Raw genomic sequence first — 17,010 nt, 5'->3', positions numbered from 1 at the left:
TGAAAAATAATACATACTCAACATTCATCTTCTGGGCAAAAATCACTTTGCCTTTGCTCGCGCTCGCCCTCCTGTCGACCGTGTTTTTGCTGGCGCGCCCTATTGATCCTGGCAATGCAATTCCTTTCGCGAAAGTAAACGTCGAGGAACTCGCGCGGGAAAAAGGGATCTCGGCCCCCAACTATTCAGGGATTACCCGCGACGGGACGACCATCTCAATCTCAGCCAACTCTGCAAAACCGCAACCAAACGGCGACCGCAGCACGATCACCACCGAAGGCTTTAACGCAGAGTTCGAGTTACCGGAGGGGGCCATCGTTACTCTTGAGTCCGAAACTGGGGTCATTAATACCGACACTCAAAGCGCCCGCCTTGAGGGGAACGTGCGTGTCGTGAGTTCAGTTGGATATGTTGTGAGGTCTGAGCAAGTCGACGCGTCCATATCCGACGCGCGTTTTTCCTCAACCGTGCCGATTTCTGCCGTTGGCCCTGGAGGGAAAATCACCGCTGGATCCATGGAGCTCGTTCGACGTAATGAGAACTATCTTCTGGTTTTCAAAGACGGCGTAAAACTGATATACGATCCGAAAGGTTAACTCGGGGTGATTTACATGCGCGCTATTCTAGCGATCTTCTTACTGATTGGCTTTGCTGGTTCAACTTTTGCCCAAGGCACCCAAATTCCTTTTGGGGGCTATGAACACAACGCAAGCCTTCCCGTCGAAGTAATTTCCGATGCCCTTGAAGTCGATCAAGAGACGGGCAACGCCACCTTCGTTGGCAATGTGGTCATCGGCCAAGGCGAGATGCGCCTGAACGCGAGCAAAGTCGTTGTGGAATACAAGACGGGTGTGAATCAAACTGGCGGAAAAATCAGCCGCATGGTTGCGAGCGGCGGTGTGATTCTAGTAAACGGCCCCGAGGCCGCAGAGGCAGACGAAGCGGTCTATTCGATTGATAATGCAGAAATCACCATGAGCGGGAATGTGATCCTAACTCAGGGAAATAACGCGCTGTCGTCAACACAAATGGTGGTTGATCTCAATACGGGGCGTGCCCAAATGACTGGCCGCGTCAAAACAATCTTACAGCCGGAAAACTAGAGTATGGCCACTCCCCCAAATCTCACGCTTGCCTCTGAAAGCCGCGACCACGGCCTGTCGATCCGCAATTTGCGCAAAAGTTACCGCCGCAAGACCGTCATTCGGGATGTGTCGATGGAGCTTGCACGGGGCGAAGTTATTGCGCTTTTGGGGCCGAATGGCTCGGGCAAAACGACGTGTTTCTATTCCATCGCGGGCCTAGTGACGCCAGAAGGCGGCCAAGTCATGGTCGACGGGGTTGAGATAACGCTTCTCCCTATGTACCGCCGTGCGAAAATGGGGATCGGCTATCTACCACAAGAAAACTCGATTTTTCGGGGACTCAGTGTCGAAGACAACATTCTCGCGATTCTCGAAATCTCGGTCAAAAATTCCCATAAACGCCGCGAACGCCTCGAGGAACTCCTTAACGAGTTCTCTATTGGCCATCTGCGCCGCGCGCCTGCTTTGTCGCTGTCGGGCGGCGAGCGTCGCCGTGTCGAGATTGCGCGCTGCCTCGCGGCCTCTCCTGAATTTCTCCTTTTGGACGAACCCTTTGCCGGCGTTGACCCTATCGCTGTAGGGGAAATCCGAGAACTCGTCAGTAAGTTGAAAGACCGCAACATTGGCGTGCTCATCACCGACCATAATGTGCGCGAAACTCTCGAAATTGTTGACCGCGCCTATATTCTTCACGACGGGAAAGTTTTGATGAGTGGCACGCCAGATGACGTCGTACGCGACGATAATGTCCGGCGCGTTTACCTCGGGAAAGACTTCCGCGTCTCTTAACTAAACCTTAACGAATCAAGGGTTTGTGCGGAATGCTGCCGCTCTCCCTCACACCCCTATTGACACTTAAACGAATTAAGCGCCCAATGTATGGGATGTATGAAGAACCCCCCATCCTTTGGGCTTTGGCGCCAAGATACAGCCGAAAAACAAGTGCCTATAGCGCACCTTGCATCACGCTACCATTCTTTACTCGAACGTAACGGCCTAGATTCTAGGCTGAAGCATCCAATTTTCGAACCTTGGAGGATAAATGCAGTACCAAATTAGTGGAAAACAAATCGATATCGGTGAAGCTCTTCAAACCCATGTCAAATCTGAAATCGGCGAAATTGTAAAAAAATACGCTGAACGTCCGACCGATGCTCTGATCGTATTTTCCAAAAGCGCAAACGAATATGTTTGCGAATCCACGGTACATCTCTCAACCGGCCTTACAGCAACCGCTAGGGGGCATGCACATGAAATCTATGCCGCTTTTGATTCATGCGGTGAGAAATTAGAGAAGCAATTACGGCGCTATAAACGTCGTTTAAAGGATCATCATCGGGTTAGAACACAGCCTGTTGAACTTTCCTCAGCTTCCACGTATATCCTCGCCGGATCAGAAGCATCAGAAGAACTGGAACCGGAGGACCTGCAACCGATGATCATTGCCGAAATGGAGACGAAAATCGCGTCTCTCTCGGTAGGGGAGGCGGTCATGCAAATGGAACTTTCGGGAACTCCCGTTCTGGTGTTTCGAAATGAAGGAAACAGTGGCGTAAATGTGGTTTATCGGCGAGAAGATGGTAACGTAGGCTGGATAGACCCCACAACAACGAGCTAGGAAATCACCTAGACGACGTCCCGAGCAGAAGTGACAAAAATGGATTTATCAAGAATACTTAAGCCTGAAGCGGTGAAAGTAATCGCAAATGTTACTAGCAAAAAACGCCTCTTCCAAGAGTTGGGAGAGGTTGGGCATTCTATCTATGCCTTCCCCGCAAACGAAGCGGTTGATGCGTTGCAGGAACGGGAAAGTCTTGGGCCAACAGGAGTTGGACACGGCGTCGCCCTTCCACATGCTCGCCTAAGGGGTCTGGATTCGGTTGTAGGGGTTTTCTTGCGCCTCGATCGTCGCCTCGATTTTGACTCAGTCGACCGGCAGCCTGTCGATTTGGTTTTCGCTCTCTTCGCGCCAATCGACTCTGGTGTTGAACACCTCAAGGCGTTGGCGCTTGTTTCACGGACGATGCGTGATGCAAAAATTTGCGAGAAATTGCGCGCAAACGACGATCCGGCCACGCTGCATGCCGTTTTGACCGAGCTTCAGCCCGCCCGCGCAGCTTAAGCGCGCCAGGCTGAAAACCCAAATGTCATATAGTCGCGTTGGTAGGCTTCTTGCGCGGCGGCTTCGATTTCTGAGTCATAGATATCGTCCAACGAATAGGGAAAATCCTCCCTTTCTGCGCGGCATTCGTGGTTTTCAACGCCAACTCTGAATGCAAGGAACTCTAAATCCGTTTCCAATGTGTCTTCGCGCAACACCATATCAGGTGCCGCAAAAGCTCCGAAACCCTGAACAATCGACGCCTGACTTGACCACGCCATGTCATTGCGGAGAGCCGTTTGCCCAGAGAGATTTGCCTTCAAAAACTTAAGAAAACTTAAGAAGGCCGCCCTGTGTTCGTTTCGGTTATACGCGGGCGCATTGATATCATCCGGAATAGGCACATTGTGGACACGCTTCAGTGTTTTCCGAATTTGCGGAAACGAACCGGGCCCCGAGTTTAAAATCGTCCGACAAAATGCTGCGTGCGCTCGGGCTACGGGATGGCGCAAAACCGTAAAACTACGGTGGCCCACATTTCCGCGCTTCCACTGGCGAAGGTCCTTTTGGGTAAACTTCTCTTCCAAAACCCCGTTCCCAAGCGCTGTGAGCCAATTTTTGACCCGCATATTGGGGCCAGACGGCATCGGCATAAAGAGAAGCGGGACACCATTCGCTGTGACATACCGATTTACGCTCGCACCGCGAATGGGCTCAAAGTTTGGGGTGCGCGAAAGTCCGAAATGGTCCACCGATTGCAGCGCGCGTTCCATCTCTCGTGGATTAGAAACTTTTTCCAACAGTGGACTGGGGTTCTGTTTTTTCAAGTTTTTAGACAGCCCCGCCAATTCCTGTTTGACGCCCAAAAAGTTCGCCAGCCCGTTGATGACATCCAAGTCGCGAATATCTTCATATCCGATATAGAATGCTGTCTGGCCCGACGCCTGAAGCTCATGAAGTATGCGCAGTTGAAAACTTTTCAGTCGATCTAGGAAAACTGTAAAGTCAGTGGCATCAAAATTTATCTTGGCCGTTTTGTGATGGGTGACATTCGTGAGTTTCCACTGACCCGTGGCCTTGGCAATTTTCCAACTGATGTAGCTTTCCACTGGATTACGTGTCAGAATGATCTTTGCACATTTTTGGTCCTTCAAGACTGGATCGATAACCCGTGGATCATGGTCGTGGAAAAACCTAAACCCCGCCAGTCCGGGAGCGTCGACGATTTTATGGAGAAGCCCTAATGGATCCCGCTCACGCTCAGCGAGGGACATACCGAGCAGTTCATCCCTGTTCGGGTACCCGATAAAATGCGGATTGAAGGCCTCGCCAACACAGGTAAGGCCGTCATAGGCATTGATGTTCGTCTCAAGGAAATTCGACCCGGTTCGCATTTCCGCCAAGACAACGAAATAGTCAAAATTGCTGTTCATAAGGCTCTATTTTACCAGATAAGGCTTGCGCGTGGCCGTAGCGCTGTGGCGAGGATCATTCCCAGAGGGGAAATCCCCCATCAAATAGGGGTGCATCCCCTGGTTTTTCAAGTTTTGCAAGAACTGGCTAAATCCAGTCAAATCGACCATACGTGGCGCCTCTGTAAGGCGCCGGTTTGAGCGAGATCCTATGTCATCAATGATCATTTGCAACGGCTCCATGGGTGACTGAATAAAATCCGCCATCGTATAGATATGAACGCGCGCCTTGGTGTAATATGACCGCAGAATATCCAAATGATCGGCCTCAATTTTCTGTTGCTCCGCCGAGATTTTGCGAATTTCAGAAAAGTTCAGATTCGAGTTAAACAAGGGCACCGACCATGCTCCGGAAATCACGGTAACACTCGCGTTTGGGTCACGGGCGAGGAACCAACTGATGCCCTGAGAATCGCGCGGGCCGAACTGAAAAACTTGCCGTTCTCCCCGTGTATTCCAAAGTAGGTTTCGCAGGAAATCTGCTGGTGCGTAATCCCGAAGCTCAGCACTATCAGAGAGGCATCCCGCAAAGGTTTTCTCGCGCCCCGCATATTCAACGCGTTCAGGTCCGAATAGATGCCCATGAACACGCGCACCAGTAGCCCGCGCCATCCAATCCTCAAAGTCCAAAAAGAGGTCCGAGAAACCCTCCAAAATAGTATACTGGCTGGCGGTGACGCCGTTTTCCCAGCCCTCGTTTGGAAGTCGACTTTGCATCACAAGGCCGGCACGCCCCTGCGTGCGACGCTCAACTGCTTTGGAGAAAATACGGTCAATTTTACCTGGGTTTGGTTCGGCGACCTTCATCGCATGTTCTGAATCCGTGAGGAGCGCATCATAGAGCTTGTTGGCCTTCGCCCATATTTTCCGTGCCACAAAACAATCAGAGCGGCGCAAAAGCTGTAGGTGATCGTCGTAAAAAATATGCGGCTTGCCCTGAAAATCAAACTTAGAAAGCGTGAGAGACCGGCTTTCAATATTAGATGAATAAATACGTGCGAGCGTTTGGTAGTAACTTTCGTCCGGAATCCAAACCCGTTTAAAGTAGCGATCATATTTATCCCGGTCCGGATCTTCCAATATCGCTGAAAGTGTCTGACGGGTTAGGCACCACCACTGGGACCCCATATGTGGCACTAATCCACGGGGAACGCGGCGTTTGAATCTTAAAAACCGCTGAATCTTAACGTATTTGTCAAAGGCGCGGCGGTTGTGTTTCCAAGAGAAGGGAAACCGCAGGGTAAACCGCTCTTTATCCAGCCCGCCGACGGTCCATGGTACATCGTCCGTGGTTGCGCTTTCGATGAAATCCGTTCGCGGTCGCTCTTTTAGATAGTCTACCAACTCACCTACGGGCCGAAGTGGGAGGCATGATCCGGACGCAAGATATACATGGCGAACATCCGGAAAGTTCCCGAGCATCATTTCCGACGCGGTTTGGGACGCAGCAACCAAGGACCAACGCCCCCATTCGCACCGATGTCGTTCACAAAACATGACGTCTTCAAGGTCCGCCAAAGCCCGCACGAGACCCTTATAGCCCTCCTGTCCGACCGACTTATCAACGTGAATAACGACGGGACAATCGCTGGCCTGCCAATGGCGAGCAAGTTGGGCAGCGCGGTGCAAGTCTTCGTGAACAAGCATGACAATGCCAACGCTCATGCCCAGTTCCCCTTCGACATCAAACCCAAAATTTCGAGCTGCCTCCAGTTGATAAATTTCTCACTCCATTTGCACCAAAGGTCGGGATCTTTCGCTAGATTGGCGGCGTAAGCTTTGTACTCATGACTATTGGCGTAATGCTGTTTGCGCTGAAGTTCTTCGCTCGCCTTCGAACCAAACGTGTCCAGAAACTTCGCGTGCATCAGGCAACCGCTCGCCTTCTCCCCACCCCATTCGTCGTAAACGAGGTTTAGACCGCGCGGTAAGAGCATGTGGCTACTGCTTTTGTAGGCGTATTTCTTGTCCCATTTCACAAGAGGAATTTTATTTAACGCAGGTGCGCGATCCGGCGCATCGGGGAAGAAACACCTTGCCCTCGGCCCCCCCTGAATCCACAGGTTTCCATACTGGCTGTTCTTTTTGTAGGTGTAATTCCCACTGTCAAACCAGCTCGCAATTTCAAACGGGTCTTGACCAGAGCGATACGGAACGGCGTCGATGCGTCCCTTAGGATACATGTCTAGCAACGTTGCGGAAAAACTCTTCACCGAGGATGCGTCAAGCCAATCCGTAAGGGCACTTATGGAGCGGGAATCGCAAAACGGGAAAACTAAAAACTCATCAACATCAACCACAAGGCTCCAATGGCCGTGCGCGTATTTCATTTGTAGATGGTTCAGCCAATCAACGCCAAAACGCGACCGTTTGTAACTGTGCTTTGTGGTCCATACCGAAACGTCCGGCTGATCGGCAAGAAACTCACGGGATCCATCATCGCTGTCGTTATCAACAAAGAAAAAATGGTTCACACCCATGTTTCTGTAATAACGCAAAAAATAGGACAGGCGGATTTTCTCGTTTCGTATTGTCGAGAAAGACAGGATATCGCCAGGTTTTATGAGCGCGGTGCGATCCACAACACTGCGCAGTTCGTTCTTTTTGCGCATCGCCCTCAAGCGCCACCTTTTGCGCTCAACACGCAATCGATATGATGTAGCTATGCCCAATACGTTCCCCAAAACATCACAAGTGTTTGTCTTACCTGCAAATCAATATCACGCGACCTTTAAGACCTTATTGAAATGCGCCTCCCATGTGGGCATTTTTTTTAGATCAAATTGTAACGCTGTTTTTTCTCGCTTTCTACGCGCAAGTTTTTGTATCGCTAGCTCCCATAAATAGCGATCTGAAGTGTCTGCGTAAATGGGTATATCACCCAAAAACTCGCGATAGACCGGCAAATCTCCGCAAATAACGGGGGTTTGCTGAAGAATGGCCTCCGCTGGAGGAAGCCCATAGCCTTCAGCAATGGAGGGGAAGAGCATGCCCGCTGACCGTTCCACAATCTGGGCAACGGCCCGATCCGATAAATTATTAAACTCGACCACGTTACTCGGCTTTAAATCCAGTCGTTGGAACACTGCTTCGTTTTTCCAGCCGCGCGCCCCGATAATGACCAATTGCGGCGAATTCGGTTTATTTTCCAAACCTTCCCATATGTCCAGTAATAGAGCGTGATTTTTACGCGGCTCAATGGTGCCAACAATCACGAAATAGCCCTTATTGGGGGCGATTTCCGGCGGAAGTCCGCCCTCTGCTGGAGTGGGTTTCGTAAGTCCCAAATGAGCCACGATAGATTCAGGCACTCTACCCATTTTTGAAAAATGGCGTGTCGCGTCCAATTTGCTTTGCTCGGAATTAAAAATCACGAGGTCGGCAAGCAACGAAACGCAGGACATTTTTTGTTTGAATTTCTCAACACTGCCGTCCCTTTGAAACTCTGGATAATCCAAAGGAATTGTATCGTGAACGAGTACAGAAATTTGACCGCTGTTTTCTTTTATGGCGCGAAAGACAACATCACTGATGTTGCTGTGCCCCACATTCAAATAGGAAAACCCACGCGGTAAAACATCGACCAAACGGCGCACGTCTTTGGAGGACACGACGGCCAAGCGTCGACAATCTGATTGCACGCGCTGCTGAGTAGGGCTTTGTTTAAACCGAAACAGACTCTTTAGATCGTGCCGCCCCCAAGGCGTTTTTCCAGTCATCCGAGAGAGAAGTTCAAGCGTGCCCTCCTCGCTTAGGAGGGTAAAGACACCCGAAATTCGTATGAGGGAAAAGAGCGGTATCGGATCACGCAATAATGCATGCAAATAAGCCATTTCGACACGATCCACCCCTGTAAGTGGCCCACGCCCTACACGACTCACGAGACGAGATAAGTCGAGCAATCTTGCAGGAGGATTATTTCGTGTAGTGTCCGTTTTGGTGCCAACGCCAAGCATCAGTAATCATCGCCTCCAAAGTTGACCTCGTTGGGGCCCATCCAAGTTCTTTTTCGGCTCTAACACTGCCAGAAACAAGCTTCGTGCAGTCCCCCGCCCGTCGCGGTCCCTCGAAAAAAGGGACTTCGCGATTGGTGACCATTTTTGAGTTCGAGATCACCTCCCGCACAGAAAATCCCACACCCGTTCCAAGATTGAAAACGCGATTACCCTTGTCTTCTTCCAGCCATTTAAGACCCAAAACATGCGCGTCAACAAGGTCACAAACGTGAACGTAATCGCGAATGCAGGTGCCGTCCGGCGTATCATAATCAGTCCCAAAAACAGTCAAAGCGTCCCGCTTTCCGTCGATCGCATCGAGCATCAGCGGTACGAGGTGTGTCTCTGGCTGATGGAACTCCCCAACTTCGCCCTCAGGGTCCGCCCCTGCGACATTGAAATAGCGGAAAATGACATGGTTCAACCCATAACTTTCACCGAAATTCCCAAGAATATCTTCAATTGCTCGTTTACTCGCGCCATACGCATTAATCGGGACTTGCGGGCAATTTTCATCGAGAGTTACGTCGTCTTGCTCGCCGTAGGTTGCGCAGGTGGATGAAAATACGAAATTCTTGCAGCCTGCCGCGACTGTGGCCTCTATCAACGCCAAGCTGCCCGCGACATTGTTGTGCCAATATTTTCCAGGGTCAGACATGCTCTCGCCGACTTGAGAAAGCGCGGCGAAATGCATAACGGCAATGGGGTTATAGCGCGTGAAAACACTGTCTAACGCGGCCCTATCCGTCAATTCGCCGCGTTCAAATGGCCCGAATTTAACCGCGTCTTCCCACCCAGTGCACAGATTATCAAAGGTTACGGGATTATAGCCTGCGGCTTTCAATGCTTTGCACGCGTGCGAGCCAATATAGCCAGCACCGCCCGTGACCAAAACATTTGCCATCCAACCGCCCCTTACTGAGCAGCGTTGCGATGGGCCATCATCGACGTAATGTAGGCCAACAATTCATCGCGCAAATCTTCGCGGGCAAGACCGAATGCGACCGTCGCTTGCAGAAACCCTGCTTTAGAGCCGCAATCAAATCGCTCCCCCTTGAAGCGAAACCCATGGACATCTCGCCCATGGGTGATTTCTTCGGCGATCGCGTCCGTAAGTTGCACTTCACCACCCGTGCCCTGCTTCATCTTGTTCAAAGTTCGCAAAACATCTGGGGTGATAATATAACGCCCAATTACGGCAAGGTTTGACGGCTCTTCTCCTAGAGGGGGTTTTTCCACCATCCCTTTAGCCGAAACGAGCTGACCTTTGTCATCCAATATGTCCAAAATCCCATAAGACGACGTTTTCTCCGGCGGGACCTCCATAGCCGCAACCATGCATCCGCCCGTTTCTTCGTAGGCCTCGACCATCTGCTGCAAACAAGGGGTTTCAGCGGCGATAACATCGTCAGGAAGAATGACCGCAATAGGCTCGTTCGACACAAGGCGACGCGCGCACCAAACAGCATGTCCAAGCCCCATCGACTTGTGTTGCCGGATGTAGGCAATCGCGCCGCTCTCCATGTTGGTGTCTTTGAGCACCTCAAGAAGTTCGTCTTTACCCTTCTTGCGCAATTCATTTTCGAGCTGCGGAGCGTGGTCGAAATAGTCTTCCAGAGCGCCTTTGCCGCGCGACGTCACAAAAATAAACTCTTTAATCCCCGCAGCACGTGCTTCATCAATTGCATATTGGATCAGCGGACGGTCGACCAAAGTCATGATCTCTTTTGGCACCGATTTCGTCGCCGGAAGAAACCGTGTCCCTAGTCCTGCTACAGGGAAGATTGCTTTTGTAACTTTACGTTTCATATTCAACTCAGAAAATTGTTTTAAACAGTCACTCATGCCAAACGAGCTGGCCTCACTTTAACCGCTTAAAAGTAAAAAAGGAATGTACCTCTACATCATTCGGGGCGTGGTAACACAGTTTTGCATACATAGGACCCACAAATTCCTCACTCGGAATATATGTCACTCAAAAAGCGCGAAACTGATTGCTGCGCGCTACCTCGTCCCTAACCCGACTGCGAAAACCATAAATTTGGAAGTACGGCTGGTTTCGGTTCGACTTGCCGAAAATCCCTCCGTTTTGCTCCCAAAAACCGTCTTCGGTAAAGATAATACGGTGGAAAAGGGAAGTTGGACTGAGAACCACCAATGTGACCCTATTCTTGCCCGATACAAGAATTTTCGCTTGTTTACGGAGGCGTTTTCTTTGCCAAATACGACCTGAAAGCACGTGATGTTTATACGGGGCCTGCGTGAATTTTTCGAAAACCGCGCCGTTGATTGGCAATTCCGGAAGCGAAATCAGTTTTGCATTCGAACCGGATTGATGCCCCGCCACCAAAGACCGCATCAAGCCAAGCACGTCACTTGGCTCTAGCGCGCCGCTTTGCATAAACCGAAGGAGACGCTTTCGTTGCTCAATACGCTCCACACGCCACGCCATTTGCGCATCAACTTGATCGGCATATTTGCGATGAAATAGCGCGATTGACCGGCCAATATCAAAAAGAGATTTCGGCACCCGCTCGCTATTGCGACGCTTGGATGGAAGGTACCCATGGTGGACCTGCGCAAGTGGAACGATTGCCGTGGATCGACCCGCAATAGCCAAGCGCATATTCACGTCAGTTTCATCTAGGTAGAACGCAAAAACAGGGTCAAACCCACCCATTTTCATCAATATATCTCGCCGAAATGCACAGTTTGTACCCTCGGTTTTCACGGCCTGACACTCGGGCGGAGAAAAAACCATAGGGTTCCGACTTGGGACCCGCAGAGGGCGCGTGCGCCCAGCGGTATCAACACTGCTCGCGCGCCACTGAAACGAAATGCCGTTGCGCCCCCGAACATAGCCTCCGGCGGCGGCCACATTTGGATCCCCGAATGGTTCGGTTAGGCGCATCAGCCAACTCGGCTCGGGAACCGCATCGTCATCGATAAAGGCAACAATCTCTCCGGCGGCCATCGCGAGCCCCAAGTTGCGGGCTTGGGAAATATTGGCTTCGTCAAAAAACGCTGTCTTAATCTGCGCGCTAAATGGAAGGTCTGCGACAACATCCAGCCCCGCCACATCCGCCACGACGATCACCTCGAAATCTGGATGGTTAAGTTGAGAAACCCCCAAAAGACAGCGCGCGAGAGCCTTGGGGCGCTCGCGGCTGACGATAATAATGCTCGTGGCGGGTGTGTTCATCTAGGCCTTTTTCAACGTGACGCCCGGTGCATAGGCAATGAAAAACGGATTGGCGTATTCTGCTTTGCCATAGGTCAATGGGGTGTGGTCATCGAAACGAACAACATCGCCCCCTGCGCCAAGCAAAACAGCGTGACCCGCAGCTGTGTCCCACTCCATCGTGCGGCCAACGCGTGGGTAAAGGTCAGCTTCGCCTGTCGCGATCAAACAGAATTTGAGCGACGACCCCGCGCTCTTGCTGTCTTTGATTGCGTATTTGTTGATGTAATCCTCGGTCGCCTGATCACGGTGTGATTTGGAGGCAACGATCATCAAGCCAGAATTGTCAGGGTTAGAGACGGATATCGCGGTAGTTGGCCCCACTTTATCCTTAGCGAAATCACCCGTTTCTTCCACGGATTTCCCATCAGCACCGGTATAGAATAGCCGGTTTTTCGCGGGGGCATAGACAACGCCGCGAATGGGTTTCCCGTCAACAACATAGGCAATATTCACCGTAAAATCACCACGGCGCAGGACGAATTCTTTTGTGCCATCGAGGGGATCCACAATAATGAACGTGTCCGCTTTCTGCGCGTGGGAGTCCGCTTGTTCTTCGGTCACGAGCGTCACATCGGGAAACTCCGCGCGAATGCCTGCGGAAATAATTGCGTCCGCCGCTTCGTCGGCTTCGGTCACTGGGCTGTCGTCCGATTTGGTTTTAACCTCAAAATCGTCTGAATTGTAGATTTCCATAATTTTGTCGCCCGCTTCGAGCGCCAGACGGCGAAAAACGAGGGTAAGGTGGTCAAAATCCAAAAGGTTTCTCCTAAAACAGTGTATTCTTGTGTTTCTTTATCGCCCCCTTAATATCTCATGGTAAAGGAACAGCAAGAATTCCTTGCGATAGTAGCGCAATTCATTCCTTACAGCCCTCGGCAGGACAGCTAAAATATGTTTCAGGTACAACCGCAAAAACACAAAGGCCTTCACACAGCTCTTGCTATCCTCGAACTTATTTACCATTCGACCGTGCGCGAAGTTCGGAAATCACACGGAAATGCCCTAATCGGCCTCTTATTGAATATGATGCAAACCGTCGTGTTGGTTGTTGCATTCTATGTGATGTTTTCGGTTTTAGGCCTGCGAGGAAGCGCCATCCGTGGGGACTTCCTGTTGTATATCATGTCGGGAATTTTCCTGTTCATGACCCACACAAAGGCGATGGGTGCCGTGGTGGGCGCCCCTGGACCGACCTCTGCGATGATGCTTCATGCGCCGATGAATACTGTTGTCGCCATTTGCTCGTCTGCTTTGGCGGCATTGTATATTCAAATTCTGTCGGTGAGTGTCGTCCTGTTTTTATACCACACGGCAATAACTCCGATCACGATAAACCAACCTGCTGGTGCTTTTGCCATGCTGTTGTTGGCCTGGGCGACGGGCGTGTCAATTGGGATGGTGTTTCTCGCCGCCAAACCGTGGGCGCCTGGCTTTATCGGACTTGCAGCCACGATCTATGCTCGGGCGAACATGATCGCCTCCGGCAAAATGTTTCTCGCCAAAACGCTCCCTGGATGGATGCTGTCCCTCTTCGACTGGAACCCCCTCTTTCACGTTATCGATCAATGCCGCGGCTTTGTGTTTATCAATTACATCGCCACGGTGAGTTCCATCAGTTACCCAGTCAAAGTCACCATAGCCCTCACGATGATCGGGTTGATGGGGGAGTTCTATACGCGCAAACATGCGTCGATCAGTTGGAGCGCTGGTAGATAGTCATACCTCCGTCACCATCGTTCGCTAAAAATTTAGAGAATTGTCCGTTGAAAAAGGTGGCATGACTCGTTTTTTTCCACAAAAAACTCGCTGCTTTTGGGTTCAACGGCTTGCAGGCCTAAGGACCCAGCCCTATATACCCAAAGAAGCTTGATCAGGGGCAACTCTGGTTACCAATTGAATCGGAGCCGAGATGCCTAGCATGGGTCCGCGTTCCGCAACATCGCCTAACTCAAAAGGGGTACTACAATATGGCTAAAGTCATCGGCATTGACCTTGGAACTACAAACTCTTGCGTCGCCATCATGGATGGATCGCAACCACGTGTAATTGAAAACGCAGAAGGTGCACGTACAACGCCTTCGATCGTTGCGTTTTCCGACGATGAACGTCTGGTGGGCCAGCCCGCAAAAAGACAAGCCGTCACCAATCCAGAGAACACAATTTTTGGTGTGAAGCGCCTTGTTGGCCGTCGAGCTGACGACAAGCATTTGGCCAAAGACAAAGCGAACCTGCCCTTCGACGTGATCGACGGTGGCAATGGTGACGCTTGGGTCAAAGTTAAGGGTGACAAGTACTCGCCTAGCCAAATCTCCGCTTTCATCCTTCAAAAAATGAAAGAAACCGCCGAGAGTTATCTTGGTGAAGAAGTGACACAGGCCGTTATCACTGTTCCTGCGTACTTCAACGATGCACAGCGCCAAGCCACAAAAGATGCTGGCAAGATCGCTGGCCTTGAAGTGCTTCGGATCATCAACGAGCCAACCGCTGCGGCGCTGGCCTATGGTCTGGACAAAAAAGAAACACAAACCATCGCGGTCTATGACCTTGGTGGCGGTACATTCGACGTTACCATCCTAGAAATTGACGATGGCCTCTTTGAAGTAAAATCCACAAATGGCGATACTTTCCTTGGTGGGGAAGACTTCGACATGCGTATCGTGACTTACCTCGCCGGCGAGTTCAAAAAAGAGAACGGCGTTGACCTGACCAAAGACAAGATGGCGTTGCAACGTCTCAAAGAAGCTGCCGAGAAAGCAAAAATCGAGCTTTCTTCCGCGAGCCAAACTGAGATCAACCAGCCGTTCATCTCGATGGACCCAAAATCTGGTCAACCTCTTCACCTCGTGCTCAAACTGACACGCGCAAAATTGGAAAGCCTTGTAGGCGATTTGATCAAAGCTTCCTTGAAGCCTTGTAAAGATGCTCTCAAAGACGCTGGCCTCTCGACTGGTGACATCGACGAGATCGTTCTCGTTGGCGGTATGACTCGTATGCCAAAAGTCATCGAGGAAGTGTCCAAGTTCTTTGGCAAAGAGCCAAACAAAGGTGTGAACCCAGACGAAGTTGTGGCCATGGGCGCTGCAATTCAAGCGGGTGTTCTTCAGGGCGACGTCAAAGACGTTGTACTCTTGGACGTGACGCCTCTGTCGCTTGGTATCGAAACACTTGGTGGCGTGTTCACACGCTTGATCGATCGCAACACAACGATCCCAACCAAGAAATCGCAAATCTTCTCGACTGCCGAAGACAACCAAAACGCTGTGACGTTGCGGGTGTTCCAAGGCGAGCGCGAATTGGCAGCGGACAACAAAATCCTCGGCCAGTTTAACCTAGAGAACATTCCACCAGCGCCACGTGGCCTGCCCCAAATCGAAGTAACCTTCGACATCGATGCCAACGGTATCGTTGAAGTGGGCGCCAAAGACAAAGGCACTGGCAAAGAGCACAAAATCACCATCCAAGCTTCGGGTGGCCTCTCAGACGAGGATATCGAAGCAATGGTGAAAGACGCTGAAGAAAACGCGGACTCTGACAAAGAGCGCAAAGAGCTTATCGAAGCACGGAACCAAGCCGAAAGCTTGATCCACAGCACCGAAAAAGCCATGGAAGAGCACAAAGATAAAGTCGATCCAACAACGATCGAAGCTATCGAACTCTCCATTGCAGCGTTGCAAGATGATCTTGAGACTGACAACGCCGAGAAAATCAAATCTGGGGTTCAGAACGTAACTGAAGCTTCGATGAAACTGGGCGAGGCAATCTATAAGTCTAGCCAAGAAGAAGCCCAAGAAGAGCCTTCTGGGGTCGACGAAGCTGGTAGCAAAGGTGATGACGACATCATGGATGCTGATTTCGAAGACTTGGACGACGATAAACGCTCCTAATAAGGCGCTCGCCTTTAAAACCGGCCCGAAACAAGTCGGGCCGGTTTTTGCGTTCCCAAAGGGGATAATAACATGTCAAAACGTGACTTTTACGAAACTCTTGGCGTCGCCAAAGGTGCTTCAGCGGACGAAATCAAAAAAGGATTTCGTACGAAAGCCAAAGAGCTACATCCAGATAGCAATCCCGACAATCCCAATGCTGAGTCCGAATTCAAAGAAGCGAATGCAGCTTACGAGGTCCTGAAAGACGCCGAAAAGAAAGCCGCCTATGACCGTTATGGTCATGCCGCTTTTGAAGGCGGAATGGGCGGCGCGCGTCAGGGGCATCCTGGGCAGGGCAATGGCGATTTTGCCTCTGCTTTCTCCGATGTGTTCGACGACCTTTTTGGCGATTTTATGGGCGGACGTGGCGGCGGTGGCCCGCGCACCCGTGCCCAACGCGGGTCCGATTTGCGCTATAGCATGCGCGTTAACCTAGAAGATGCCTACACGGGTTTGCAGAAAACGATCACGGTTCCTACATCTGTGGGCTGTGATAAATGCTCTGGAACGGGCTCGGAAAGCGGCGTTGAGCCAGTTGCTTGCCCAACCTGCTCTGGCATGGGCAAGGTCCGCGCCCAACAAGGGTTTTTCACCGTCGAACGCACCTGCCCAACGTGCTCGGGTACCGGTCAGTTGATCAAAAACCCCTGCACGGAATGTAGTGGGGCTGGACGGACAGAAAAGAACCGTTCCTTGTCTGTGAATATCCCAGCAGGCGTCGAAACTGGTAATCGCATCCGCCTTTCTGGCGAAGGTGAAGCCGGTTTGCGCGGCGGGCCGGCGGGCGATCTCTATATCTTTATCGAAGTTGAAAATCATACGATTTTTGAACGCGATGGGGTAAACCTTCAGTGTCGCATTCCGGTAAGTATGGTTTCTGCGTCGCTTGGTGGTGACATTGAGGTGCCAACAATTGACGGCGGACGCAGTCGGGTTAAGATCCCGTCGGGAAGCCAATCTGGTCGCCAAATGCGTCTTCGCGGCAAGGGTATGCCCGCACTTCGCGGTGGGCCAACCGGCGATATGTTTATCGAGTTAGCTGTTGAAACGCCGGTAAACCTCACAAGTCGCCAAAAAGAACTCCTTCGGGAATTCGGTGGCATTGAGGCCGATAATAGCCCCGAAGAGAGTAGCTTTTTCTCCAAAGTTAAAACCTTCTGGGACGGGATGAAGAGTTAACTCAAATT

Annotated in this window: 16 protein-coding genes (1 of these 16 only partly in view); 8 read left to right on the top strand and 8 right to left on the bottom strand. The window is 51.2% G+C overall.

The window, feature by feature from the left end; all coding sequences use genetic code 11:
- The 5 genes from lptC to RC74_RS06170 form a co-directional block, all read left to right on the top strand.
- Positions 1-596, top strand: partial view of an LPS export ABC transporter periplasmic protein LptC gene (gene lptC, locus RC74_RS06190; protein ID WP_039002809.1) — the 3' portion only. It extends 1 nt beyond the left edge of the window; only the last 596 of its 597 coding nucleotides appear in the window; the start codon is cut by the window's left edge — 2 of its three bases fall inside, at positions 1-2; its stop codon occupies positions 594-596.
- Between the two features lie 15 nt (positions 597-611).
- On the top strand, positions 612-1,103 hold the full coding sequence (locus RC74_RS06185; protein WP_179946760.1) for an LptA/OstA family protein: 492 nt from the start codon (positions 612-614) through the stop codon (positions 1,101-1,103).
- A 3-nt stretch (positions 1,104-1,106) separates the two neighbouring features.
- Positions 1,107-1,874, top strand: a complete 768-nt coding sequence (lptB, locus tag RC74_RS06180) for an LPS export ABC transporter ATP-binding protein (protein WP_039002811.1) — start codon at positions 1,107-1,109, stop codon at positions 1,872-1,874.
- Between the two features lie 253 nt (positions 1,875-2,127).
- Positions 2,128-2,703 (top strand): ribosome hibernation-promoting factor, HPF/YfiA family, encoded by a 576-nt coding sequence (gene hpf, locus RC74_RS06175; protein WP_039002812.1) that lies wholly within the window; start codon positions 2,128-2,130, stop codon positions 2,701-2,703.
- 39 nt (positions 2,704-2,742) lie between these two features.
- Positions 2,743-3,207, top strand: coding sequence for a PTS sugar transporter subunit IIA (locus RC74_RS06170; protein ID WP_039002921.1), 465 nt, complete (start codon positions 2,743-2,745; stop codon positions 3,205-3,207).
- Here the strand turns inward: RC74_RS06170 and RC74_RS06165 are convergent.
- The 8 genes from RC74_RS06165 to cysQ all read right to left on the bottom strand — a co-directional run bounded on the left by RC74_RS06165 (position 3,204) and on the right by cysQ (position 12,653).
- Positions 3,204-4,619: a nodulation protein NodH gene (locus RC74_RS06165; protein WP_039002813.1), complete on the bottom strand. Its 1,416-nt coding sequence runs from the start codon at positions 4,617-4,619 to the stop codon at positions 3,204-3,206. The genes RC74_RS06170 and RC74_RS06165 overlap by 4 nt on opposite strands.
- A gap of 6 nt (positions 4,620-4,625) precedes the next feature.
- Positions 4,626-6,323 (bottom strand): DUF5927 domain-containing protein, encoded by a 1,698-nt coding sequence (locus RC74_RS06160; RefSeq protein ID WP_039002814.1) that lies wholly within the window; start codon positions 6,321-6,323, stop codon positions 4,626-4,628.
- The gene (locus RC74_RS06155; RefSeq protein WP_417935176.1) at positions 6,320-7,270 is read right to left on the bottom strand and encodes a glycosyltransferase family 2 protein; all 951 of its coding nucleotides are present in this window, start codon (positions 7,268-7,270) and stop codon (positions 6,320-6,322) included. Before RC74_RS06155 ends, RC74_RS06160 begins: the two co-directional genes overlap by 4 nt.
- A 108-nt stretch (positions 7,271-7,378) precedes the next feature.
- Positions 7,379-8,206, bottom strand: coding sequence for a glycosyltransferase (locus RC74_RS06150; RefSeq protein ID WP_169798715.1), 828 nt, complete (start codon positions 8,204-8,206; stop codon positions 7,379-7,381).
- Between the two features lie 367 nt (positions 8,207-8,573).
- Positions 8,574-9,557, bottom strand: a complete 984-nt coding sequence (gene galE / locus RC74_RS06145) for a UDP-glucose 4-epimerase GalE (protein WP_039002817.1) — start codon at positions 9,555-9,557, stop codon at positions 8,574-8,576.
- Between the two features lie 11 nt (positions 9,558-9,568).
- The gene (locus RC74_RS06140) at positions 9,569-10,462 is read right to left on the bottom strand and encodes a UTP--glucose-1-phosphate uridylyltransferase (protein WP_039002818.1); all 894 of its coding nucleotides are present in this window, start codon (positions 10,460-10,462) and stop codon (positions 9,569-9,571) included.
- Between the two features lie 166 nt (positions 10,463-10,628).
- Positions 10,629-11,855 carry a glycosyltransferase family 2 protein gene (locus RC74_RS06135; protein WP_039002819.1) on the bottom strand — a complete coding sequence of 409 codons (1,227 nt, stop codon included), beginning with the start codon at positions 11,853-11,855 and terminating at the stop codon, positions 10,629-10,631.
- Positions 11,856-12,653, bottom strand: coding sequence for a 3'(2'),5'-bisphosphate nucleotidase CysQ (gene cysQ / locus RC74_RS06130; protein WP_039002820.1), 798 nt, complete (start codon positions 12,651-12,653; stop codon positions 11,856-11,858).
- 135 nt (positions 12,654-12,788) lie between these two features.
- Between cysQ and RC74_RS06125 the strand changes: the two genes are divergently transcribed.
- From RC74_RS06125 to dnaJ, 3 genes are all read left to right on the top strand, one after another.
- Positions 12,789-13,613: an ABC transporter permease gene (locus tag RC74_RS06125; protein ID WP_039002821.1), complete on the top strand. Its 825-nt coding sequence runs from the start codon at positions 12,789-12,791 to the stop codon at positions 13,611-13,613.
- Between the two features lie 251 nt (positions 13,614-13,864).
- Positions 13,865-15,781, top strand: coding sequence for a molecular chaperone DnaK (gene dnaK, locus RC74_RS06120; protein WP_039002822.1), 1,917 nt, complete (start codon positions 13,865-13,867; stop codon positions 15,779-15,781).
- Positions 15,782-15,853: 72 nt separating this feature from the next.
- Positions 15,854-17,002: a molecular chaperone DnaJ gene (gene dnaJ, locus RC74_RS06115; RefSeq protein ID WP_039002823.1), complete on the top strand. Its 1,149-nt coding sequence runs from the start codon at positions 15,854-15,856 to the stop codon at positions 17,000-17,002.
- Positions 17,003-17,010 lie beyond the last annotated feature (8 nt).

The sequence above is a fragment of the Falsihalocynthiibacter arcticus genome, from assembly GCF_000812665.2.
Taxonomy (GTDB): domain Bacteria; phylum Pseudomonadota; class Alphaproteobacteria; order Rhodobacterales; family Rhodobacteraceae; genus Falsihalocynthiibacter; species Falsihalocynthiibacter arcticus.
The sequence above is the reverse complement of the archived record's forward strand: the minus strand, read 5'-3'. Positions and strand labels throughout refer to the sequence as shown.